This is a genomic window from Rhizobium sp. P2_G2 (genome assembly GCF_056403555.1).
In genome coordinates this window covers 1-20660 of sequence record NZ_JBFUFF010000106.1, presented here as the reverse complement: position 1 = coordinate 20660, position 20660 = coordinate 1, and the positions used below count along the sequence as shown (strand labels likewise).

The 20660-nt window shown below is 61.9% G+C and carries 19 protein-coding genes; 13 read left to right on the top strand and 6 right to left on the bottom strand.

Going from position 1 to position 20660, the window contains the following annotated elements; genetic code table 11:
- Positions 1-277 precede the first annotated feature (277 nt).
- The gene (locus tag AC1D06_RS36035; RefSeq protein WP_477990502.1) at positions 278-1942 is read left to right on the top strand and encodes a type I secretion C-terminal target domain-containing protein; all 1665 of its coding nucleotides are present in this window, start codon (positions 278-280) and stop codon (positions 1940-1942) included.
- 264 nt (positions 1943-2206) lie between these two features.
- Here the strand turns inward: AC1D06_RS36035 and AC1D06_RS36030 are convergent, their stop codons facing one another.
- A complete protein-coding gene (locus AC1D06_RS36030; protein WP_477990501.1) occupies positions 2207-3823 on the bottom strand; it encodes a GMC family oxidoreductase in 1617 nt (538 codons plus the stop codon).
- Positions 3824-4039: 216 nt separating this feature from the next.
- Between AC1D06_RS36030 and AC1D06_RS36025 the strand changes: the two genes are divergently transcribed.
- Both AC1D06_RS36025 and AC1D06_RS36020 read left to right on the top strand, forming a co-directional pair.
- Entirely contained in the window at positions 4040-4756 is a 717-nt protein-coding gene (locus tag AC1D06_RS36025) for an SDR family oxidoreductase (RefSeq protein ID WP_477990500.1), read from the top strand.
- A gap of 47 nt (positions 4757-4803) precedes the next feature.
- Positions 4804-5277 carry a GNAT family N-acetyltransferase gene (locus AC1D06_RS36020; protein ID WP_477990499.1) on the top strand — a complete coding sequence of 158 codons (474 nt, stop codon included), beginning with the start codon at positions 4804-4806 and terminating at the stop codon, positions 5275-5277.
- Between the two features lie 140 nt (positions 5278-5417).
- Here the strand turns inward: AC1D06_RS36020 and pdxR are convergent, their stop codons facing one another.
- The gene (pdxR, locus tag AC1D06_RS36015) at positions 5418-6914 is read right to left on the bottom strand and encodes a MocR-like pyridoxine biosynthesis transcription factor PdxR (RefSeq protein ID WP_477990498.1); all 1497 of its coding nucleotides are present in this window, start codon (positions 6912-6914) and stop codon (positions 5418-5420) included.
- Between the two features lie 289 nt (positions 6915-7203).
- On the opposite strand from pdxR, the gene AC1D06_RS36010 reads away from it, so the two are divergent.
- Both AC1D06_RS36010 and AC1D06_RS36005 read left to right on the top strand, forming a co-directional pair.
- Positions 7204-8307 carry a mandelate racemase/muconate lactonizing enzyme family protein gene (locus tag AC1D06_RS36010; protein ID WP_477990497.1) on the top strand — a complete coding sequence of 368 codons (1104 nt, stop codon included), beginning with the start codon at positions 7204-7206 and terminating at the stop codon, positions 8305-8307.
- Positions 8304-9797, top strand: coding sequence for an aldehyde dehydrogenase family protein (locus tag AC1D06_RS36005; RefSeq protein WP_477990496.1), 1494 nt, complete (start codon positions 8304-8306; stop codon positions 9795-9797). The genes AC1D06_RS36010 and AC1D06_RS36005 overlap by 4 nt, the downstream gene beginning before the upstream one ends.
- Positions 9798-9885: 88 nt before the next feature.
- Here the strand turns inward: AC1D06_RS36005 and AC1D06_RS36000 are convergent, their stop codons facing one another.
- Positions 9886-10623, bottom strand: coding sequence for an SMI1/KNR4 family protein (locus tag AC1D06_RS36000; protein WP_477990495.1), 738 nt, complete (start codon positions 10621-10623; stop codon positions 9886-9888).
- A gap of 117 nt (positions 10624-10740) precedes the next feature.
- On the opposite strand from AC1D06_RS36000, the gene AC1D06_RS35995 reads away from it, so the two are divergent.
- Complete coding sequence (locus tag AC1D06_RS35995; RefSeq protein WP_477990494.1) at positions 10741-11124, top strand: SMI1/KNR4 family protein; 384 nt, start codon at positions 10741-10743, stop codon at positions 11122-11124.
- Positions 11125-11164: 40 nt separating this feature from the next.
- On the opposite strand, the gene AC1D06_RS35990 is transcribed toward AC1D06_RS35995, so the two are convergent.
- Entirely contained in the window at positions 11165-12136 is a 972-nt protein-coding gene (locus AC1D06_RS35990; RefSeq protein ID WP_477990493.1) for an agmatinase, read from the bottom strand.
- Between the two features lie 242 nt (positions 12137-12378).
- Here AC1D06_RS35990 and AC1D06_RS35985 point away from each other — a divergent pair, with 242 nt between their 5' ends.
- The 4 genes from AC1D06_RS35985 to AC1D06_RS35970 all read left to right on the top strand — a co-directional run bounded on the left by AC1D06_RS35985 (position 12379) and on the right by AC1D06_RS35970 (position 15035).
- Entirely contained in the window at positions 12379-13119 is a 741-nt protein-coding gene (locus tag AC1D06_RS35985; protein WP_477990492.1) for a TSUP family transporter, read from the top strand.
- 93 nt (positions 13120-13212) lie between these two features.
- A complete protein-coding gene (locus tag AC1D06_RS35980) occupies positions 13213-14334 on the top strand; it encodes a hypothetical protein (protein ID WP_477990491.1) in 1122 nt (373 codons plus the stop codon).
- 19 nt (positions 14335-14353) lie between these two features.
- Positions 14354-14659 (top strand): type II toxin-antitoxin system HigB family toxin, encoded by a 306-nt coding sequence (locus AC1D06_RS35975; protein ID WP_477990490.1) that lies wholly within the window; start codon positions 14354-14356, stop codon positions 14657-14659.
- On the top strand, positions 14652-15035 hold the full coding sequence (locus tag AC1D06_RS35970) for a helix-turn-helix domain-containing protein (protein WP_477990489.1): 384 nt from the start codon (positions 14652-14654) through the stop codon (positions 15033-15035). Before AC1D06_RS35975 ends, AC1D06_RS35970 begins: the two co-directional genes overlap by 8 nt.
- A 51-nt stretch (positions 15036-15086) precedes the next feature.
- On the opposite strand, the gene AC1D06_RS35965 is transcribed toward AC1D06_RS35970, so the two are convergent.
- Positions 15087-15461, bottom strand: coding sequence for a response regulator (locus AC1D06_RS35965; protein ID WP_477990488.1), 375 nt, complete (start codon positions 15459-15461; stop codon positions 15087-15089).
- Positions 15458-17422, bottom strand: coding sequence for a sensor histidine kinase (locus AC1D06_RS35960; protein ID WP_477990487.1), 1965 nt, complete (start codon positions 17420-17422; stop codon positions 15458-15460). Before AC1D06_RS35960 ends, AC1D06_RS35965 begins: the two co-directional genes overlap by 4 nt.
- A 494-nt stretch (positions 17423-17916) precedes the next feature.
- Here AC1D06_RS35960 and AC1D06_RS35955 point away from each other — a divergent pair, with 494 nt between their 5' ends.
- The 3 genes from AC1D06_RS35955 to AC1D06_RS35945 all read left to right on the top strand — a co-directional run bounded on the left by AC1D06_RS35955 (position 17917) and on the right by AC1D06_RS35945 (position 20563).
- Positions 17917-18741 (top strand): MetQ/NlpA family lipoprotein, encoded by an 825-nt coding sequence (locus AC1D06_RS35955; protein ID WP_477883804.1) that lies wholly within the window; start codon positions 17917-17919, stop codon positions 18739-18741.
- A 105-nt stretch (positions 18742-18846) separates the two neighbouring features.
- Positions 18847-19929, top strand: a complete 1083-nt coding sequence (locus tag AC1D06_RS35950; protein ID WP_477990486.1) for a methionine ABC transporter ATP-binding protein — start codon at positions 18847-18849, stop codon at positions 19927-19929.
- The gene (locus tag AC1D06_RS35945) at positions 19910-20563 is read left to right on the top strand and encodes a methionine ABC transporter permease (protein ID WP_477990485.1); all 654 of its coding nucleotides are present in this window, start codon (positions 19910-19912) and stop codon (positions 20561-20563) included. Before AC1D06_RS35950 ends, AC1D06_RS35945 begins: the two co-directional genes overlap by 20 nt.
- Positions 20564-20660 lie beyond the last annotated feature (97 nt).

The window sequence follows — 20660 nt, the reverse complement described above, 5'->3', positions numbered from 1 at the left end:
GCGCGTGACTTGCAAATAATCAAGAAAATATTAGTTATTCTTCAACTCCTGTATGACTTTGAAACAGTAAAGTAGACAATCACAAAAGAATTCGCTAATGTAAAACGGCTTAATTTCCTATAACTTATAGTTGCTGCCGGATAAATCGGCCTGCAGCAAAACAGCACGTTTTTAGATGGACTTTACTCCAGGCCGGCAGCGCAAGCGGTTGCGGCCCACCTTTCTGCATGCGGTCAATCATCGTTGTGAATGCTCGTTGCATTCGAGGGAGGCAGAGATGACGATCCATAAGAATGTCAAGTTCACACTGGACGGCCAGACCAAGTTCAAGGTCGGGGATTCGAAATTCGCATGGCATAGCGGCTGGATAGACTCGATCAATGTCTCCTCCGGCGACGCCGGTAAGACCTATACGAGCAAAGCCCAGCTCAAGGGGCACGACTGGGGTCTCGGCACAATGCGCTTCACCGGAGATGCGCATATGAAGGTCGTGTTGACCGATCTCGATGCCGGCGCCCATCGTTTGATCGAATATGCGCGCTTGGGCAATGCCGGCAGCGTGGTTTCGCTCAAGTCGACGATCATCGGTACCATTGCCGGCAGCGATGGAGTGGACAATATCACCACCGGTACCGGGCGGGTCGATACGCTCTATCTCTATAGCGGCAATAATGTCGTCAAGATCGGCAGCGGCGGTGCCGGCTCGATCTACACGTCCGACGGCAATGACGAGGTGACCGTCGGCAACGGTTCGGTCGACCAGATGGCCTTGGGCGACGGCAACGACACGGTCATCAATACCGCAGGCATGTGCGAGTCCATCGCGCTGCAGGGCGGCAACAACACCTTCACTGGCGGCGACGGCTGGGTGGGCGTGGTCAGCGCCCATGACGGCAACGACAAATTCACCGTCGGCGACGGCGGCGTCGAAGCCATCAAAGCCGGCGGCGGCACAAACACGATCAACGTCAATGGCGCTGGTTTCGTCAACACGATCTTTGCCTTTGGTGGAGACGACACGCTCACGATCGCCGGTTCCAACAGCGTCGATGACGTGAACCTGGGTGGCGGCAACAATCATGTCACGATCACCGGCAGCGGTTGGGTGGGAAGCGTCACGACCCAGGGCGGCGACGACACGATCCAAGCACTGGGCACCGGCGCGAACGGCATGGGCAGCATCATGGCCGGCTCAGGCAACAACACGATCGCCACCGGCGACCATTTCGTCAGTTCCATTGTCTGCTATGAAGGCAACGACACAGTGACTGTCGGCAGTGGTGGAGTGGGGCAGATCTGGCTGTTCGACGGCACCAACACCGTCACGGCGACCGGCTGGGTCGGCTCGTTGCTGCTGGGCGACGGCCAGGATACCGTGACGCTGGGTGCAGCCGGTGCTGCGCAAGTAAGCCTCTTCGATGGTGCAGATAAGCTGTCGGTATCGCAACTCACCAATCCCGACGATGTCTGTATGTTCAACGGCGGCAAGGGCATCGACACGATCAGTTTCGCGAGCTTCACCACGGGCGTGACCATTTCGCTCGCCAGTTCCGATGCGGTCGATACCAGTGTGGGCATCTTCGTCATCGTCGGTTTCGAAAATCTCACTGGCGGCAGCGGCAGCGACACGCTGACCGGCAACAGCGCCGCCAATCGGCTCAATGGCGGCGCAGGCGACAATACGCTCACCGGCAATGGCGGCGCCGATACCTTCGTCTACGCCACATCGCATGGCACCGACACGATCACCGATTTTTCAATCGGAGGGGGCGACAAGATCGATCTTTCCGGCCTGGCCGGAGTCACCGACTTCGCCGATCTCTCGGCAAACCATATGACGCAGAACGGTGGCAATACCGAGATCAGCGACGGCAGCGGTGATGTTCTCATTCTGGAAGACACCACCAAGAGCGATCTGACGGCGAACCAGTTTGTCTTTTAGGAACGTCGCGGCGGATCATGTCAGCGGGCGCATACGAGCAGTTGTGACATGTTGTGCATGAGCATAGCCCGCTCGATCAAAACGGACGGAGAGGCCCGACGTTCACGATCAACTCGGGACGCCTGTCATTGACGAGTTTGTATTGCCTGCGAACTTCGTGCCAAAGACCTCGGTCGATGGCACCGATCAAGCCATGACCAGAGCTGTCGATTTCTGGAAAGAATTGCCTTGCAAACGGCTAGCCCCTCCCCATCTCAAGCCCGATCACGCCAGCTTGGCGATCCGCTCGGCCGCCATTTCGCCGACCATGATCGACGGCGCGTTGATATTCCCCGAGGTGATGTCGGGGAAGATCGAGGCGTCGGCGACATGCAGGCCGTCAAACCCATACACCCTGAGATCCGCGTCAACGACCGATGTCGCGGGGTCCGGTCCCATGCGGCAGGTGCCACAGGGATGGAAGACCGAACCGGTTCGGGCACGGATATCGGCTTCCAGCTCGGCATCGCCTTCGACCGACCGGCCGGGCTTTGTCTCCTCGGCGATCACCGCGCCCAGCGCCCTCGTGCCGGAAAGCCGCCGCAGGAAGCGGGCGCCGGCGAGCATGTCGGCCATGTCGTGCGGATCGGAGAGCGCATTGGGCTGGATCAGGGGGGCGGCGCGCCCGTCGGGCGCGGCCAGCTCCACATGGCCGAGACTCCGCGGCTTGCAGGGTGAGATCGACATGCTGAAGCCGGGATAGGGATCCGGGCTCATCAGCGGCCGCACCCCGACCGGCGCCCGCTGATAGCTGAGCGGCTGGAAATAGAGCTGCATATCCGGCACGGGCTGGCTCGGGTCCGAGCGGTAGTAGCCGCCGCCCTGATTGAGGCTCATCGACAGCGGCCCTTTGCGCGACAGAAGATAGCGCAACGCCACTCGCACCTTGCCGGCCCAGGGCCTCAGCATCTGGTTAAGGCTGGGTTCGGTGCAGCGAAAATACTGGTCGTAGCAGAGATGGTCCATGAGATTGCGGCCGACTGCAGCGCAGTCATGGATCACCGGCAGGCCGAGCCGCTGCAGCAGCGCGCTGGGGCCGATGCCCGAAAGCTGCAGCAGAAGCGGCGAGCCGATGGCGCCGGCAGACAGCACGACCGCGCGACGGGCGCGAAACGTCGCTTCGCCGGCGGGCCCCTCGGTGACGACGCCGACAGCACGGCGGCCTTCGGTGAGGATGCGCTTGGCCGGGCTATCGGTCACCAGACGCAGATTCGGCCGCCTGCGCAGATAGGCCGTCGCCGCGGTTTCCCTGAGCCCCTTGCGGGTGGTGATCTGGTAATAGCCGATACCTTCGATGCTCTCGCCATTGAGATCGGCCGTGGCCGGCAGGCCAAGCTCCCTCCCCGCCGCGACGAAACGCCGGGTCAGCGGATGCACCTCGGGCTCGATGACGGTCACATGCAGCGGACCGCCGGCGCCATGCACATCGGATGCGCCGAGATCGTGATCCTCCATCCCGCGATAGACGGCCAGAACGTCGCGCCAACCCCAGCCCGGATTGCCGGCCGCCTCCCAGGCATCGAAATCGGATGGCTGGCCGCGCGAATAGACCATGGCATTGATTGTGCTGGACCCGCCGACGACGCGGCCGCGCGGCCAATAATTGGTCCGGCCGCCAAGCCCCGGCACCGGCTGGGTCTGGTACATCCAGTTGACCCGCGGGTCGTAGAAAGTCTTGCCATAGCCGATCGGGATTTTCGTCCAGATCAGGCTGGCCGGCGGCCCGGCCTCGATCAAAATGACAGAATTGCGGCCATTCTCCGAAAGCCGTCCCGCCAGCGCTGAGCCGGCAGACCCGGCCCCGACAATGACATAGTCAGCCTCGTCCACGAACTTCTCCATTTGCGCTCGGCCTCACCCTATCTTCAGGAGAATTGGTTTGTAAACCACGGCCATTCTGAAGAATATCACAGACCACTTGTACGAATGCCCATGATTGGTCGCTCCGGATTCTTTTTTCGGTCGCGTTGTGATCCACAATGCAGGGACGCGAATTTGATGCGTCTGGCTTTGGGCTTATCGACGATCTAACTTTGGTCTGAATGTAAGGACACGTCGATGCCAATTTCAGGGAAGAAGTTTGCCATCACTGGCGCGAGCCGCGGGCTTGGCGCAGCTTTGGCTATCGTCATGGCCGATGCGGGCGCAAGGCTCGTGCTGCTCGCACGAGACAGCAGCGCCTTGGCCGAGACGACCAGGGCAATTCACCGGCGAGCCGGTCAAGTCGTCGAGACTCTGACCTGCGACCTGTCCGATGCGGCAAGTTGCGCCGAGGCGGGTGAGACGCTGGCGCGGCGGCATCCGGATCTCGACGGATTGATCCACAACGGCGCGATGTGGCTGCCAGGATCTCTCGTGAATATGAGCGACGCAGACATCCAGGCCTGTATCGCCTCGGCGATCATCGGCTCGCTGATCCTGACACGACATATATTGCCCATTCTGAGCGCGAGACCGACTGCCGACATTCACACCGTCGTTTCAACCAGCGGCCTGCCCAATGCGCCACTGTCAGGGACATCGATCGCATTCAGGGCCGCGAAGGCGGCACAGGACGGCATGGTGCATGGGCTGGCCGAGGAACTGAGAGAAACGCGCATTCGGGTAACAGCGGTCTATCCGGGAGATTTTGACAATGTTTCACCTCTCGATCCGGCTTGGAATGATCCAGGAGAGCTCGATGGTTCCCTGACCAATCGCGAAGTGGTGGAATCCATTCTGTTTGCACTCAATCTACCCCCGAACGCAACGGTCAGAACGCTGGTTATCGAATAGAATTGAAATTGGGTATTCCGGTAGAAGACGATATGAGGGGGAAAGGCATGCCAGCCCAGGACATCACAATTCACGCCGCATCGACAGTGGAGGCCGAAGCGATTGGCACCCTCGTCGCCTGTCTCCTGGGCGAGCTCTATCCCGACCTCGAAGACATGTATCAACCCGCTAAACTGATACCGGTCACAGAAGATTTGCTGACACGTCCAACAGTATTCGGCTTCGTCGCCAGGGATGCCGCAGGCAGTATCGTGGGCCTGGTGATGCTCAATCAGTGCGAAGCCATCTATGCCTTTGGCAGTTTTGGAGAAATTTCCGAACTTTACGTCGCGCCTGGCCATCGCTCGCATGGTCTCGGAGCGGTTCTGCTTCAAGCTGCGGTCGAGTTTGCGCGGTCGAGAAACTGGTCGATGCTGGAAGTGGGTGCGCCCGATATTCCCAGATGGCAAAAGACGGTGGACTTTTATACGCAAAATGGATTTCTGCATGTGGGGCCGAGGCTGTATCTGCCGTTGAGTTAGCCGGTCCAGCCGCCTGCCCCTCTTCTCCCCTCGAGCAGAAGTGCCGAGCGAATGCGAGGCGATGAGGGGGCTCCCCACCCGCGAGGCCCTCATCCGGCTCTTCGGGCCACCTTCTCCCCGAGGAGGAGAAGAGGGGCGCCTCACTCAGCAGCTGGCAGCTCGCGTTCCGTGCTTTCGAACACCCGCGCCAGCACTTTGACGCCTGTCGAAATCCGCTGGGCACTGAATCCGGAAAAGCCGAGGAGCAGCACCTCCAGCACCCGGGGCTGCATGCAGAAACGACTGACCGGCGACACCGTCACGCCCTCGGCGTCGGCGCGCCGCGCTACCGTCTCGCCGTTCAGCCCGCGTTTGAGCACCGCCAGCGCATGCATGCCGGTGAGTGTCGGCTGGACGTGGAGCCAGGGAGAGAGCTCGGACGCGGCCGCGGCCAGCAGTGCCTCCTGCCGTTCGCCGTAGAGCTTGCACATGCGGCGCAGATGCGCGGCGAACAGGCCCTCGTCGATGAAGGCGGCCACCGCGGCCTGCAGGCTGGTGGGGACACCGGATGAAAAGGCCCGGAGCGCCACTTCGAATGTCGGAATAAGATTGGGCGGCGCCACCAGATAGCCGATGCGCAGCGCCGGAAACATCGATTTCGAGAACGACCCGACATAGATGACGCGCTCGCCGGCATCGATCGCCTTGAGCGCCGGCGACGGCCGGCCCGAGAGCGTGAAATCCCCGTCCCAATCGTCCTCCACGACAAAGGCGCCGGCCCCAGCCGCCGCCCGCAACAGTGCGATCCGCCGCTCATGCGACATGCGGACACCGAGCGGCTGCTGATGCGACGGGGTGACGAAGGCGAGCTTGAAATCCGGCGCCTGCGCCAGACCGTCGGCGACATCCAGCCCCTCCGGGTCGATGCCGACAGGCACGACATGGGCGCCATGCACGACGAAAGAATTGCGCGCGCCGATGGCACCGGGATCCTCGAACCAAACCGCATCGCCGGGATCGAGCAGCATGGCGCCGATCAGTTGGAAAGCCTGCTGCGCGCCGGAGGTGATGAACACCTGGCCGGGCTCGCAGGCAAAGCCGCGATTGCCGCGCAAATGCCGGGCGATCGCCGCCCGCAGGCCCTGATGCCCCAGCGCATCGTGATAGCCGAGGATCGCCGCACGCTCGCCCTGCCAATGCCGGTTAACGAGCCGCGCCCACTGCGCCATCGGAAACATGTCATAATCCGGCGTGGCCGTGGTGAAGGCGCGCGGCGCGTGGCCGAGCCGGTCGGCAAATTGCTGCCGCGCCGCCGCCATCAGCCGCGCCAGCCGGTCGGGCTGCGCCGTGCGGGGCAGATCTTCAGGCGGGGCAGCCTTGACCGGGCTCATCGTCGCAGTGACGAACGTCCCCGATCCGGTGCGCGTTTCGAGCAATCCCTCGGAGACCAGGGATTCGAAAGCCTCGACGACCGTGGTGCGCGCCAGGCCGAGTTCCGCGGCCAGGATACGCGTCGCCGGCAGGCGCTCCCCTGCCCGCACATGCCCATCCAGGATCGCCTGTCGCAGCGCCGCGGCCAGCTGCGAACCGATCGTGCGGCCCGAACCGGGATCGATCCGGATCATCGTCAAAAGCGCGCCGCCGGAGCGTTTCACCATCGCCGTACCCGCCAGAATTGGACTGTCATTTTCACCAGAATGGAGCTTAGAGGCAGTCCACATTTGGGGCAAGATCGGGCGGTGTTGAATGCCGGGCTGTTGCCTGTGGCAAGACCCCGCCCCAAACCCCTCCCCACAAGGGGGAGGGGCTTAACCCGGCCGAACCCTTCCGCCTCGATTGAGGCAGGGAGAGTGCCACGAGTCTTCTCCCCCCTTGTGGGGGAGATGGCCGGCAGGCCAGAGAGGGTCTTCACCCACAGCCGCCGCCCTGCCCCCAAGAGGACCATCCATGAAAATCCGCAGGCTCGAAACCTTCACCACCCCCTATGTCGGCTTCGTGCGGGTGACAACGGACAGCGGCGAACAGGGCTGGGGCCAGGTGTCCACCTACCAGGCCGACATCACCTCAGAGATCTTCCACCGCCAGGTCGCGATGCATGCGCTCGGCACCGATGCGCTCGATTTTGCCGACACGCTGGCGCGGATCAGCGAGCGCGAGCACAAATTTCCCGGCAGCTACCTGCGCCGGGCGATGACCGGCCTCGACACGTCTCTTTGGGACCTGCGCGGCAAAATCGAGGGCAAGCCGGTCGTCAGCCTGCTGGGCGGCAGACCCGGCCCGCTCCGCGCCTATGCCAGCTCGATGAAGCGCGACATCACGCCGGAGGACGAAGCAAAGCGCTTCCTCAAGCTGCGCGACGAAAAAGGCTTCACCGCCTTCAAATGGCGGGTCGGCGCCGAATGCGGCCGCGACCAGGATGAATGGCCGGGCCGCACCGAAGCCATCGTACCGCTGGTGGCGAAAGCGCTCGGCGACGGCATCGACAAGCTGGTCGACGCCAATTCCTGCTATTCGCCGAAGCGGGCGATCGAGGTCGGCCGCATGCTGGAGGACAATGGCATCGGCCATTACGAAGAGCCCTGCCCCTATTGGGAATTCGAACAGACCAGAGAAGTCGCCGATGCGCTCGATATCGACGTCACCGGCGGCGAGCAGGATTGCGAATTTTTCTCCTGGAAGACGATGATCGGCATGCGCGCCGTCGACATCGTCCAGCCAGACGTCATGTATCTCGGCGGCATCCACCGGACGCTCGAAGTGGCAAGAATGGCGGCCACCGCCGGCCTGCCCTGCACGCCGCATGCCGCCAACCTGTCGCTGGTGACCATGTGCACCATGCATCTGCTCGCCGCGATCCCGAATGCCGGCAAATATCTCGAATTCTCGATTGAGGGCGAGGATTACTATCCCTGGCAGGACGGCCTGTTCCTCGGCGATCCCTACCGGATCGAGAATGGCTCAGCCATCGTGCCCGACGCTCCCGGCTGGGGGGTGGAGATCGACCCGGCCTGGCTGGACCGGGCGCAGTACAAGGTTTCAGAGGTGGCATGATGGGGGGATCGAAGGCGGCGTTGGTGGCCGAAATCCTGTCGACGGGACGGCTCGCCGATCTACCGTCAGGCCATTTCATCGGCGGCGGCTTCGTCGCTGCGCTGAGCGGCAGGACGATGGAGACCTTCGACCCCGGACGCGGCGCGGCCTATGCCGAGTTCGCGGCGGGAAATGCTGACGATGTCGACCGCGCCGTACTATCGGCCAAGGCCGCCTTCCCCAGCTGGAGACGCACCCGGCCGGCGGAACGCGGCCGGATTCTCAGGGTCATCGCCGATACCCTGCGTGCCGAGGCCGGCCGCTTCGCCGTGGTCGAGGCGCTCGACAGCGGCAAAAAACTCTCGGAGGCCGAGGCCGATCTCAACGGCGCGATCCGTGCCTTCGAATATTATGCCGGCGCCGCCGACAAGCTCGAAGGCGCCCAGATTCCGCTCGGGCCGGATTACCTCGCCTATACAATCCTCGAACCGGTTGGCGTCGTCGCCCAGATTGTGCCGTGGAATTATCCGCTCACCACCACCGCGCGCGGCCTGGCGCCGGCTCTGGCCGCCGGCTGTTCGGTGGTGGTCAAGCCGGCAGAGACGACACCGCTAACCGCACTGATGCTCGCCGCCCTTGCCCGTCGCGCCGGCCTGCCCGCAGGCGTGCTCAATGTCGTCACCGGCACCGGCGCCGATGTGGGCGGACCGCTGACCGCCCATCCCGGCATCGACCACATCACCTTCACCGGCTCGGTCGCCACCGGCCAGCAGGTTATGCGCGAAGCGGCACGCAACATCACCCGCGTGCAGCTGGAACTCGGCGGCAAGTCGCCGCATGTCATCGTCGCCGATGCCGATCTCGACCGGGCGATCCCCGACATCATCGGCGCGATCTTCGAAAATGCCGGCCAGATCTGCTCGGCTGGATCGCGGCTGATCGTCGAGCGCGGGGTCCGCGACGCCATCGTCGACCGGCTGCTGCCGGCCATGGCTGCGCTGAAGGCGGGTCACGGCCTCACCAACCCCGATCTCGGGCCGGTGAATTCGTCCCTGCAATTGACCAGGGTCGCCGGCCATGTCGACCGCGCCCGCGACCGCGGCGCAACCGTGCTCACCGGCGGCACAGTGCTGACGCCGGAGAACGCACCGGACGGCTGGTTCTACGCCCCGACCCTGGTCGAGGCCGCCGACCCGTCCGACCCGATCGTGCAGGAAGAAGTGTTTGGCCCGGTGCTCGCCTTGCAGGTGGCCGAGGATTTCGACCACGCGCTGGCGCTCGCCAACAGCACGGACTTCGCCCTGGTGGCCGGCCTGCACACGCAAAACCTCTCCCGCGCCCACCGCTTCGCCGCGGAAATCGATGCCGGCCAGGTCTTTGTCAACGAATTCTTCGCCGGCGGCATCGAAACCCCCTTCGGCGGCAACCGCCACTCCGGCTTCGGCCGCGCCAAGGGAAGAGAGGGGATTGTCGCTTATTGCCAGACGAAGAGTGTGGCGATCAGGATGTGAGATGAGGTAGAACATCGCAACGACGCCGGAACGTACCCGACCAGCAACCGGGGACACGCCGTGCCAGGCTCTTTGCCTCTGCAGATTTTTACTCACGCTCCGGATGGTCGATCCGCAACAATCTTCGCCACGCATGGGCATTGTCGCCATCTGCGTTCAACCCTCGACCATTTTCGAAGAATGGCAGCCACTGCCAATCTTCACCGCCCGTGCAGGCCAGAGGCACCCAACGGTCTATCAGATCGGATAACGATGGGGCTAACACCATGCCGTGGCCTTCGCCGTCATCGTGACTGAGATAAACGACCTCCCCGATATGCTCCGGTCTGAGATCGATCGCGATGAGATCTCCGTTGGCAACCTCCTGGAACGCGAGCTTGTCGTGCCACACACGGTCATAGTCGTCTTTCACATCTGGAAAGCAAATCTCGATCCATTTTTTCCTGCTTTCCTCAATACGGATCAAGCTTTTCAACGACCAATTCAGCTCGCCACAAAAGTTCTCGCGGAATGGACGCAGATATTCCATCTTATCCGGCTTAGACCATTGGAAATCGACATGCGCCGAAACTGTCGTCAGAATTTCGCGGAAACTTGAAGGAAGCGATATGCCAAGCTCCGTTTCAACGGCCCGGACGTCGCCATCACTTGCAGGCGGCTCGAATATCAACTCATCCGTTTTGTATCCCTGCATCGAAAGCGTTTGAAGCACTGAAAGCAAGTCGGCTTGAAGGTCGGCTAAGGCCACAGCAAATCCCGTTGTCAGAAATTCCGATGGCTTGAAATTACCCGGAAACAGCTGGAAAGCAAGCAATCTTGCACTCATAGGATGCTACAGAAAAACCACTCAAGCCGTCCGGCAATCGCAAGGACGCTTTGCCGCGAGGCGCCCCAGGTCTGATTGAAAATCCTAACCCACTGGCCATAGAATGGTCAGGCAAGGATGCGTATTGGATGTTTGATGGCTTTCCCCGTTTCTGAAGACAAGATCATATCTGCTGAAACTGCATTGGGGAGGCGGCTACCTGAGCGACTTCGAAAACGCCTCGAGATCCAGAATGGTGGCGATGTCGCAACGGAAGAGGATGATTGGACACTACATCCGGTGCGGGACGCGTCGGATCGAAAACGCGTATCCAGAACAGCAAGTGACACTGTCACAGAAACTGCGACGGCGAGGCGGTGGCGAGGGTTCCCAACCACCGCCATAGCCATCGCCTCAAATGGGACTGGAGACGTCCTGATAGTGCGACCGGATTCAGACGACATTTTCCTTTGGGATCACGAGACAGGTACGACGACGCTTGTTTTTGTGGAATGGGAATAAGAGCTTTGCGGCAAACAACCTGATTCGACAGTTGCAAGCCTCACCCCTTCCTCCCCGCACAACATTCCGCCAACACACACAGCAACTCGAACATCACCGTCGCCCCCAGAAACGCTGTGCCGCCGCTCGGGTCGACCGGTGGTGAGACCTCCACGACATCGGCGCCAACCAAATTCAACCCGCGCAGGCCGCGCACGACCTGCAGCGCCTGGAAACCGTTGGGGCCGCCGATTTCCGGCGTGCCGGTGCCTGGCGCGAAGGCGGGGTCGATGAAGTCGATGTCGTAGCTGACATAGGTATCACCATCGCCGGCAATCGCGCGCGCCTCAGCCATCACATCTTCGACGCCGCGGGCATGGAATTCCTCGATCGGGATCACCCTTATGCCGACGGAATCGGCAAAGTCGCGATCCTCGAAATCATAGGCAGAGCCGCGGATGCCGATCATGCAGACCCGTTTCGGGTCCAGCAGGCCCTCTTCGACCGCGCGGCGAAACGGCGTGCCATGGGTATATTTGAACCCACCGAAATAGGAATGGAAGAGATCGGTATGGCTGTCGAAATGCACCATGCCGAGTGGCCGGTCCTTGGCGAGCGCCCTGAGGATCGGCAGCGTACAGAGATGATCGCCGCCGCCCGTCAACGGCAGAATGCCCGCTGCACGCACCCTGTCGTAGAAGGCGGTGATGCGCTGCATCGAATCCTGTATGTCGGCGGGGTTGGGGCCGACATCGCCAAGGTCGGCGCAACGCGCCAGGTCATAGGGCCGGACCCTGGTCGCGCCGTTCTGATGGCGGATCATAGTGGAGAGATCGCGCATCTGCCTCGGCCCATGGCGTGGACCCGGCCGGTTCGTCGTACCGGCATCCCAGGGCACGCCGATCAGGCCGATCTCGACCTCGGCCAGCCGCGGATCATCGAGCGGAACATGCGGCAGCCGCATGAAGGTGGCGATGCCGGCAAAACGCGGCAGGTCGACCCCGGAGATCGGATGAAAATCGCTGGACGCCATGAATGACTCTCGCCTGCCCCTGTTTGCTGGGCCGCAAGCTAGCGGGGATGCCTGTTTCTGACAACGGTCAATCAAGGGAATATCGCTTCGTCGCGGCCCCGATGCAGGCATCGTCGTCTGACCGCACAGGCTTCAAATTTTACGATCGCACAATTCCGCACTTGTCGACCACAACGCCGCACCGCTATGACTCTGATCGCGATGGCGTGTGGGAGATAAATCGGGCATCGCGGGGGAGCATCATGGATTTCCTGGTCATCGCGGCCGTGACGATCGGCGCGGCCGCGTTTCGCGGCGTCACCGGCTTTGGTTATGCGCTCGTGGCGGCGCTCGGATTTGCCAGCACCTTTCCGCCGACGCAGATGGTGCCCTTCATCATCATCAACGACCTGATCCTCACCGGCTTCACCATCATCGACCGCGGCCGCAGCCCGATCGACTGGCCGGTGGCGCGGATCATCATCGCGGCGGGATTGTTGGGCGCCCTCCTCGGCAGCCTGCTGGCCGCGCATCTCGATGGCGATCTGGCGAGAATATTGATCTCGGCGACTATCGTGCTCGCCGCCTGCACGGCGCTGATCCACCAGCCGCCGGCCTGGCTGGCGCATAAGAGTCTCGGCATCCTGCTCGGCTTTGTCACTGGTGTCGTGCTCTCGGCCTTTGCCGTTGGCGGTCCCCTGATCGCGGCCTGGCTGCTCGCCGGCGGCGTGCGCCGCGACCATATGCGCGGCACGCTGGCCGTCTATTTCGGCATCATCGACCTGTTCACCCTGATGAGCCGCGCCGTCATGGGCGTGGTCGACAGCCACCTTCTCCATCTGCTGCTGATCTATTGCCCGCTGACCTTTGCCGGCTTCGTCGCAGGTTATTTCCTCTCCCACCGCCTGCCGGCCGCAGTCTGGGAACGTGTCGCGGCCATCGGCCTGGTCGCCATCGCCGTGGTCGGCTTTCTGCAGACGGTTTATGCGCTGGCGTTTGTTTGAGCCTTCTACTTCGGATCTCATTGCTTGCGCATCACATTTATGCGCGCTACCCATTGGCAATGACGCCGGTAGTTGCAGAGGGTGACGGCAAGCTTGAACATTCTGATTGTACCGCTCAGTTTTCCGCTTGTTGCCTTTATCAGCATGGCTGTGCATGAATTGGGGCACGCCGCTGCCGCCCTGGCTCTTGGCTACAAAATCGTCGAGATTCGTTTCGGAACCGGAAGGCCCTTCCTGCGCCGCGAAATCGGCCAGGTATCGGTGGCAGTAGGCCGAGATTTCATCCAGGGTTTGGTGACTGCCATACCACCCGTTCCCAACCGCGCCATCGCCTCCTTTCTATTCTCCGCGGCCGGCCCTCTGGCCGACATCGCCTTGATCTTCGTCTTTATCGGCATTTCCAGTACATTTGGCCAAACTCTTCATATTGACGTGATCATGTTCGCAGCCATTTTCTGGCAAGCGCTCATGCTGTTCCTCAATCTCCTGCCGATAATGGTCAAGATCGATGGAAAACGTCGTCCGACTGATGGCCGTGCGTTGTGGAATGCTATGAGCGGAAAGACCACGCGACAGGAGCAAGCTGCCTATGCCGAGATCCTGGCGGATAGCCCCGTTCGTGGCGCCAGCGCGGCAGTGCCACTGGGTTTAAGACAGCGTTACATATTCCTTCTCAACAAGCTTCACATCAGTAGTGAGGCAGAGCGCGAAAAACGACATCGCGACATCGCAGCCGAGGTTGACCATTTGCCACCCAGCCCCGAAAAGCTGGGGGCACTAGATATGCTGGTGACGTTTTACCTCGGTCATGACCCCGGCATGCAACTTGAAAACCTGGATCGCTGGTCACAGTCCGCATTGGATCTCAATCCCGACCGTGCCACCTCGCGAGGCTCGCGTGGCGCGGTCCTGATCGAACTCGGCCGCTATGAGGAAGGGCTCGATATGCTCGCCCATGCCGAGCATGGCGATGCCTTCAATCGCTCCCTCAACGAGGCTTTTAGCGCGCTTGCCTTTTACCGCCTAGGTGATCTGTCGGCGGCGAAAGCGATGTTGGAAACGGCGCGGACCACCAGCCGGACCCTCGACCTTCCGAACCCCTTCGTCAGCAACATCCTTGATAGGATCGGCCGGGAGATGATGGCTGAGGCGATCGCACCAAAAGCACCCAAGATGACCTCGGAAGCAATCCCAAAGCTAGACACGTTCCCATAGCGGGTACAAACTGTCGAACATGCGGATCGTAGCCAAGTCGACGCTTGTAGGTTTCTGGACGGCTCACAATCAGGCCGAGGCTCCGCTTCGGGTATGGTATGACGTCGTCAGAAAAGCCGAATGGACCGGTCCGGATGCGATCAAGGCCATGTTTGGCGCCAATGTCGATTTTGTCGGCGACAATCGAGTGATCTTCGATATTGCCGGGAACAAATATCAGTTGGTTGTGCATGTGTCGTACACTTACAGGAGCGTACTGATCAAATTCATCGGCACACATGCCCAATACGACAGGATCAATGCGGAGACGGTAGACGATGCGTGATATCAGGGCCATTCGCAGCGAAGCCGACCTCGATTGGGCGATTGCCGAGGTGTCGGCCTATTTCATCGGCGAGCCCGAGCCCGGCTCTGAAGATGCCGAGCGCTTTCAGGTCCTCACCGATCTGATAGAAGCCTATGAAAACAAGCATTTCGCCATCGATCCCATCGAAGACCCGATTGAATTCCTGAAACATTTCATGGAGCTGGCAGGGCACAGCCAGGCTGATCTCGGAAAGGTCCTCGGTTCCCGCTCCCGCGCGTCTGAAATTCTGTTGCGCAAGCGAGCCCTGACGCTTGATATGATCAGAGAGCTCAACAAAGCATGGGGTATCCCGGCGGATAATCTGGCGCGCAAATATGATCTGGCTGCGGCGTGATTGCCGATCAGCTTCACCAGCGAACGCCGCCCATCGCCTCCCCCACCGCGTTTACAGCCCCAGCGCCGCGTTAATCGCATTGCGCAACTGCGTGTCCGAAATCGGCTTGAACAGCACCGCCGAGGGATGATCCAGCTGGATTCGCGCCATGGTCGCAGGCTCCCGCGATCCGGTGATGAAGATCAGCTTGGAGCCGACCGTTTCGTGGATGGCAAGGGCTGCATCGACGCCATCCTTGTCGCCCTGCAGCCGCATGTCCATAAGCACGATGACCGGCCGGAATTGCTGGGCCAGCGCAATCGCCTTATCGGCTGTCGCCGCGGTGCCGCAGACGACCATGCCCAGTTCCTCGACCTGCGCGCACAATCCCTCGACGATCAGATATTCGTCGTCGACGATGAGGATATGGTTCTGCAAATCGCTCATGACAGTCTTGGTTCCCTGACTCGAATTTCGGTTCGCATGCCATTGTCGCTACGCGTGGTCATCGTTCCGCCCAGTTGCTCGACCAGCCCGGCGATAATGCCCGTGCCAAGCCCCGGCCTGGATTGACTGGCCGAAGCGTCCGGCGGCGCCTGCCCCTGGCCGTCATCGGCAACCACCAGCGTCACCTTACCGTCCTCCCCGCGTCGAAGGCTCACGGAGACATTGCCGGCGCGGTCAGGAAAGGCGTGCTTGAGCGCATTGGTGACCAGTTCGGTGACCAGCAGGCCCATCGGCACGGCGAAATCCAGGCCGACATCCAGCGGGGCTGCATCGACAGTCAGATGGATATCCGCGTCGGCGCCGCCCTCAACGATATTTTCGGAAAGCTCTTTCAGAAAGGGTGCAACGTCGAAGGACCTCAGGTTTGCCGATCCCATCAATTGGTGATGCACCAGTCCCAAGGCAAAAACCCGCTTGCGGAGGCTTTTGAGCGCGGCTTTGGCGTCGGGATCGGTGAGCCGCCTGGCCTGCATCACCAACAGGCTGTCGATCACCTGCAGATTGTTCTTCACCCGATGATAGACTTCGCGCAGCAGGATATCGCGCTGCTGCAGCGCCGCCGTGCGCTCCTCGACGACGATTTCGAGGTCCTTCTTGGCCTCCAGCAGGGCCAGCGCCGCTTTGTGCCGTTCATCGACATTTTCGATCACGGCGATCATCAGCCGCGGTTCGCCCGTCTCTGGAGATCGCGCCAGCGCGCCGGAAATACGGCCCCAGAGCGGTTCGCCGTCGCGGCGGATATAGCGTTTCTCACGGGCATAGGCGGCAACCTCCCCGGACAGAAACCTTGCATATTCGGCCTGGTCGTTGAGGCGATCCTCCGGCCAGGTAAATTCCCAGACGATACGGCCCGTGAGCTCATCCGGTTCATAGCCGAGCATCCGGGCAAAAGACTGGTTGGCCCGCAGGATACGCGCCGAGCCCGGCTCCACCAGGACCTTGCCGACCACCGCCGCCTCGAAGCTGACGCGGAATTGCTCCTCGGTTTTCGCCAGTTCCTGCGATGCGCGGGTCCGCTGCTCCAGCGCCTCCGACAGCTGCGCCGTCGTCTCGCGCAATTGCGCCGTCTGCTCCGCGACGCGTCGATCGAGGTCCTCGTTCAGCCGGGCGAGTGCAGCCTCGGCATGCATGCGCTCGACGAGATCGCCAGACGCCATCTGCATGGCCGAGAGCAGCAGCACCAGATAGCCGCCCATCCGGCCAAGATGGGCCACCATGGCCGGCGCGTCGGCGGGCGCACGCGAATAGAGCATGACCGCGTTGGCGAGGAAAAGCGTGCCTGCCATCCAGACCAATGGCCGCGCCAGCCGGTCCATGTCCCTGAGCCGCCATGCCAACGCGCCGACGCCGATCCACAAGAGCGGCGACAGGATCAGGAACGGCCGGGTGATGCCGAGTGGCCCAGGCGGCAGATAGGTGGGCAGATGCTGAAAAGCGGCGAACAAGGCCACGGCAAGGGCGACGATCACCAGGGCATAGCGCAAAAATCCGCCAGTGGCGCCGCGATGCATGCGCCACAAGGCCCAGCCGACGCCAATCGGCAGCAGATGCGTCGCCGGCGGCCAGGTCGAGGGACGCAGGACGGCCTTGAGCCGGGCGATCTCGGCCAGCGGCCCGGACCACTCGACCGTGACCAGGACATGAATGATCGCCAGCACGGCGGTTGCGGCGAAGGTGATGGCAAGCCATTTCGGAAAGGCGCTCGCCGCATGCTCCCCCATATCCCACATCAGCGGCACGAGCAGGACCAGCTGCAACGCCAGGCCGGTATCGAGGATCGTATGAAGCTCGGGGTAATCACTGGAGCCGACCGCAAGCAGCGTGAAACTGATAAGTGCCGTGGCAATCAAAACCAGGGCTGCGGACCGCGGCAGAGCTTTTGGGTCCAAAACTCTATCCATCTCACCGCCCCTCGAAATCTCTACCCCTGCGTGAATTCACGTGCGCCCCTTCCTCACTCAAGAGAGTGCAGTATACGCCGATTCGTAACGCACGAATTGACTTTCGGCAACTGCGCTGAGCATGCTCCGACGTCCGGGGATGAATGGCCAAATTATCGGGGCCGCTCTCGCTTCACCTCGGCATTTGCACCCGCCTTACGCAACGCAAGCACGCGGTTTTTCCCGAACCCGCCGCCTCGCCTGGAAAGCGCCCGTTCTCCATTTCCCTGCGCGTTACGGCCCGACGTCATAACCCATTAAAAGACTTGATCTACCCATTAATTTATACAATCTATATATTTAACAGAATATGATTCCGGCAATCGGCTGGCCGCCGCAAAGCTTTTTCTGCTCAGCGGGTTCTATGAGGCATCCATGCTTCGCCGCACCAGCATGGCTCTGCGATCCTTGGATGCAGAGATTCATCCACCCACAACAAAAAGGACGGGATTTCCATGGACAACTCTCACCTGCGCTTCACGCGCCGCGGCCTCGGCGCCATCGCCGCTTCGGCCATCGCATTTCTGACCTTCGCTCAGCCGGCGCTGACGCATGCAGCCGACAAGAGCATCAAGGTCGGCATCATGAGCGGCGAGGACGAGGACGTCTGGCGCGCCGTCACCGCCGAGGCCGCCAAGAAGGGGCTGAAGATCGAGCTTGTGACCTTCAACGACTATACCCAGCCGAACGAGGCGCTGGAGCGCGGCGAGATAGATGCCAACGCCTTCCAGCACAAGCCCTATCTCGACAACCAGATCAAGCAGCACGGCTATCATATTGTTCCGGTTGGCTATACCGGCGTCTGGCCGATCGGGCTCTACACCAAGAAATACAAATCCGTAGCGCAACTGCCCGACGGTGCCGTCATCGGCCTGCCGAACGATCCGTCCAATGAAGGCCGGGCGCTGCGCGTGTTGCAGAATGAAGGCCTGATCAAGCTCAAGGACGGCACCGGCATTCTCGCCACCACGCTCGACATTGCCGAGAACAAGAAGAACATCCAGGTCAAGGAATTGGATGCCGGCATTGTCGGCCGCTCGATCGACGATCTCGATGCCGCGGTGGTCAACACCGACTGGGCGCTGAAAAGCGGCCTCACCCCGGCCGATCGCATCGCCCAGGAGCCGATCGCCGACAACCCCTATCGCAATTTCATCGCCGTCAAGCAGGACAACGAGCATGCCGACTGGGTGAAAATCCTCGTGGCAGCCTACCAGAACCCGACGGTGAAGGCGGAATTCGACAAGGTCTATAAGGGCACGGGGCTGAGCGCTTATTGATCGCCGGCGACACCGCCCCATCCTGCCTTCCCTTCGGTCAGCGGAGGGAAGGCATCATGCTGTCAGGGCTCCCCCTTTCGAACAGCCAACCGAGTGTGTGAGAAAATGAATTCATTCGTTCCCGCAGCCACGGCCGAAACCGGCAGTCCGCCCGCAAGCGGCGGCGAGATCGTCCGGCTCGTCGATGTGCATCGCCAGTTCGGCGCCACGCCGGCGCTCGACGGCATTTCGCTCACAGTCCGCAAAGGCGAGATCCTCGGCCTGATCGGCCGCAGCGGCGCCGGCAAGTCGACGCTGATCCGCTGCCTCAACGGCCTCGAGCGGACGGACAAGGGCGAGATCTTCGTCGACGGCCACCGCATCACCGGCCTGCCGGAACGGCAATTGCAGCCGCTGCGGCGGCGCGTCGGCATGATCTTCCAGCATTTCAACCTCTTGGCCAACCGCACGGTCGCGGCAAATGTCGCCCTACCGCTCAAGATTGAGGGGCTCGATCCTGCGGCGCAGACGAAACGTGCGCTTGAACTGCTGGATCTCGTCGGCCTGGCAAGCAAGGCCAACGCCTATCCGTCCGAACTGTCCGGCGGCCAGAAGCAGCGTGTCGGCATCGCCCGTGCACTTGCCGCCCGCCCTGCTCTGCTGCTCTCCGACGAAGCGACCTCGGCGCTTGACCCGGAAACCACGCGCTCAATCCTCGCTTTGCTCAAGGACATCAACAGGCAGCTCGGCCTCACCATCCTCCTGATCACCCATGAAATGGAAGTCGTGCGCTCGATCGCCGATCGTGTCGCCGTCATCAATGCCGGCCGCATCGTCGAGGAAGGCCAGGTCTGGTCGGTCTTCGCCAGCCCRCAATCGGAAATCACCAAAAGCCTGCTCGGCGGCATAAGGCCGCAATTGCCCGAAGCCATCGCCGCCAAACTCTCCGATCGCGGCGCGGAAGTCGTGTTGAGCGTCGACATCGCCAGCCAGGAGTCGCAGGCCGCCCTCTTCGATCTCGCCACAGCACTGCCGAAATCCTTCCGGCTGATCCATGGCGGCGTCGACCATATCCAGAACCAGCCGGTCGGCCGGTTCTTCATCGGCGTGCCGACGGCAGATCCTGCGCTCGCACGCCAAGTCGAACAATTCCTGACGGTCCGGCTTGCCCGGGTAGAGGTGCTGGGTCATGTCTCCGATCATCCTTGAACTGCTTCTTCAATCGCTCTGGGAAACGGTGCTGATGACGGCCCTTTCCGGCGTGATCTCGCTCGTCGCTGGCCTGCCGCTCGGTCTGGCGCTGGTGGTGACCAACAAGGGCGGCATTGCCGAAAACCTCTGGGTCAACCGCCTGCTTGGCGCCGTCATCAATGCCTTCCGCTCGGTGCCGTTCATCATCCTCTTGGTGGCACTGATCCCGCTGACGCGGCTGATCGTCGGCACGGCGCTGGGTACCTGGGCAGCGATCGTGCCGCTCGCCATCGCCGCTACGCCCTATTATGCCCGCATCGCCGAAGTATCGCTGCGCGAGGTCGAACCGGGCCTGATCGATGCCGTGCGTGCCATGGGCGGCAATCGCTGGACGATCATCCGCGAAGTGCTGGTGCCGGAGGCGCTCCCCGGAATTGTCGCCGGCTTTACGGTGACGATCGTCACCCTGATCGGCGCCTCCGCCATGGCCGGCGCCATCGGCGCCGGCGGCCTCGGCGACCTCGCCATCCGCTACGGCTACCAGCGCTTCGAAACGGCCGTGATGGTCGACGTCGTCATCGTGCTGATCGTGCTGGTCTCAGGCATCCAATGGCTCGGCGACAGGCTGGTGGCGCGGCTGGATCATCGGTGACGAAGTGAAGCGGGCGGCTCCCTCTTCTCCCCTGCGGGGAGAAGGTGGCGCGCAGCGCCGGATGAGGGGGACACTCCACCCGGGAAGCCCCCTCATC

Bases quoted from the DNA above. Each gene is read 5' to 3' on its own strand.
- AC1D06_RS36005 (WP_477990496.1), top strand. From the start codon at position 8,304: ATGATGGGGGGATCGAAGGCGGCGTTGGTGGCCGAAATCCTGTCGACG.
- AC1D06_RS35995 (WP_477990494.1), top strand. From the start codon at position 10,741: ATGCGTATTGGATGTTTGATGGCTTTCCCCGTTTCTGAAGACAAGATC.
- AC1D06_RS36025 (WP_477990500.1), top strand. From the start codon at position 4,040: ATGCCAATTTCAGGGAAGAAGTTTGCCATCACTGGCGCGAGCCGCGGG.
- AC1D06_RS35955 (WP_477883804.1), top strand. From the start codon at position 17,917: ATGGACAACTCTCACCTGCGCTTCACGCGCCGCGGCCTCGGCGCCATC.
- AC1D06_RS35985 (WP_477990492.1), top strand. From the start codon at position 12,379: ATGGATTTCCTGGTCATCGCGGCCGTGACGATCGGCGCGGCCGCGTTT.
- AC1D06_RS35975 (WP_477990490.1), top strand. From the start codon at position 14,354: ATGCGGATCGTAGCCAAGTCGACGCTTGTAGGTTTCTGGACGGCTCAC.
- AC1D06_RS35965 (WP_477990488.1), bottom strand. From the start codon at position 15,461: ATGAGCGATTTGCAGAACCATATCCTCATCGTCGACGACGAATATCTG.
- AC1D06_RS36000 (WP_477990495.1), bottom strand. From the start codon at position 10,623: ATGAGTGCAAGATTGCTTGCTTTCCAGCTGTTTCCGGGTAATTTCAAG.
- AC1D06_RS35970 (WP_477990489.1), top strand. From the start codon at position 14,652: ATGCGTGATATCAGGGCCATTCGCAGCGAAGCCGACCTCGATTGGGCG.
- AC1D06_RS35945 (WP_477990485.1), top strand. From the start codon at position 19,910: ATGTCTCCGATCATCCTTGAACTGCTTCTTCAATCGCTCTGGGAAACG.
- AC1D06_RS35960 (WP_477990487.1), bottom strand. From the start codon at position 17,422: ATGGATAGAGTTTTGGACCCAAAAGCTCTGCCGCGGTCCGCAGCCCTG.
- AC1D06_RS36010 (WP_477990497.1), top strand. From the start codon at position 7,204: ATGAAAATCCGCAGGCTCGAAACCTTCACCACCCCCTATGTCGGCTTC.
- pdxR (WP_477990498.1), bottom strand. From the start codon at position 6,914: ATGGTGAAACGCTCCGGCGGCGCGCTTTTGACGATGATCCGGATCGAT.
- AC1D06_RS36035 (WP_477990502.1), top strand. From the start codon at position 278: ATGACGATCCATAAGAATGTCAAGTTCACACTGGACGGCCAGACCAAG.
- AC1D06_RS35990 (WP_477990493.1), bottom strand. From the start codon at position 12,136: ATGGCGTCCAGCGATTTTCATCCGATCTCCGGGGTCGACCTGCCGCGT.
- AC1D06_RS36030 (WP_477990501.1), bottom strand. From the start codon at position 3,823: ATGGAGAAGTTCGTGGACGAGGCTGACTATGTCATTGTCGGGGCCGGG.
- AC1D06_RS36020 (WP_477990499.1), top strand. From the start codon at position 4,804: ATGCCAGCCCAGGACATCACAATTCACGCCGCATCGACAGTGGAGGCC.